Genomic DNA, 1,000 nt, shown 5'->3' with positions numbered 1-1,000 from the left:
GCGGGGTTCCGGACGCCTGGGAGATCACGTGCACGTCCTGCTCGTCGCGAGCGCCTTCAACAGCCTCACCCAACGGGTCCACGCCGAACTGCGGGACCACGGCCACAGCGTGGCATTCGAACTGGCCCTGCCCGGCACGGACCTCGCCGAGACCGTCCGCCGCCACCACCCGGACCTCGTCGTCGCGCCGATGCTCAAGACCGCCCTCCCGCGCGAGGTCTGGTCCGCGTACACCTGCCTGATCGTCCACCCCGGACCCGTCGGCGACCGCGGCCCCTCCTCCCTGGACTGGGCCGTCACCGAGGACCGGACCCGCTGGGGCGTCACCGTCCTGCAGGCCGACGAGGAGATGGACGCCGGCGACGTCTGGGCGACCGCGGACTGCGCGCTCCCGCCCGTCGGCAAGAGCGACGCCTACCGGGGCGAGGTCTCCGACGCGGCCCTCGCCGCCGTCCTGCTCGCCGTCGAGCGCTTCGCCTCCGGCAGTCACGCCCCGGCCCCGCAGGGCCCCGCCACCGCCCGCCCCTACCTGCGCCAGCCGCACCGCCGGATCGACTGGGACCACGACGCCACCGACACCGTCGTACGCGCCCTGCGCGCCGCCGATTCCCGGCCCGGCGTGCTCGACGACCTCCTCGGCGGCCAGTGGTTCCTGCACGGCGGCCACCCCGAGGACACCCTCCGCGGCCGCCCCGGGCAGCTGCTCGCCACCCGTGCCGGAGCGATCTGCCGGGCCACCCGCGACGGCGCCGTCTGGATCCCCGAACTGCGCGCCCGACGCGTCGCCGGCGAACCCGCCCCCGTCAAACTCCCCGCCGTCCTCGCCCTCGGGGACCGGCTGCCCGCCCTCCCCGAGATCCCCGCCCCCCTCGACGGCCCCCCGGTCGGCACCCGCACCTGGAGCGACATCCGCTACCGGGAACAGGGCGGAGCCGGCTTCCTGACCTTCTCCTTCCCCGGCGGCGCCCATGAGCACCGACCACTGCCGCCGCCTGCTCGC

At 76.1% G+C, this 1,000-nt stretch carries 1 pseudogene; it reads left to right on the top strand.

Features of this window, described 5'->3' with window-relative positions:
• Nucleotides 1-28: 28 nt before the first annotated feature.
• Nucleotides 29-1,000: pseudogene (locus tag SSNG_RS41655) on the top strand (formyltransferase family protein); the annotation flags it as partial.

The organism is Streptomyces sp. C (assembly GCF_000158895.1).
GTDB classification, from domain to species: domain Bacteria; phylum Actinomycetota; class Actinomycetes; order Streptomycetales; family Streptomycetaceae; genus Streptomyces; species Streptomyces racemochromogenes.
This window is presented reverse-complemented; position numbering and strand designations above follow the sequence as displayed.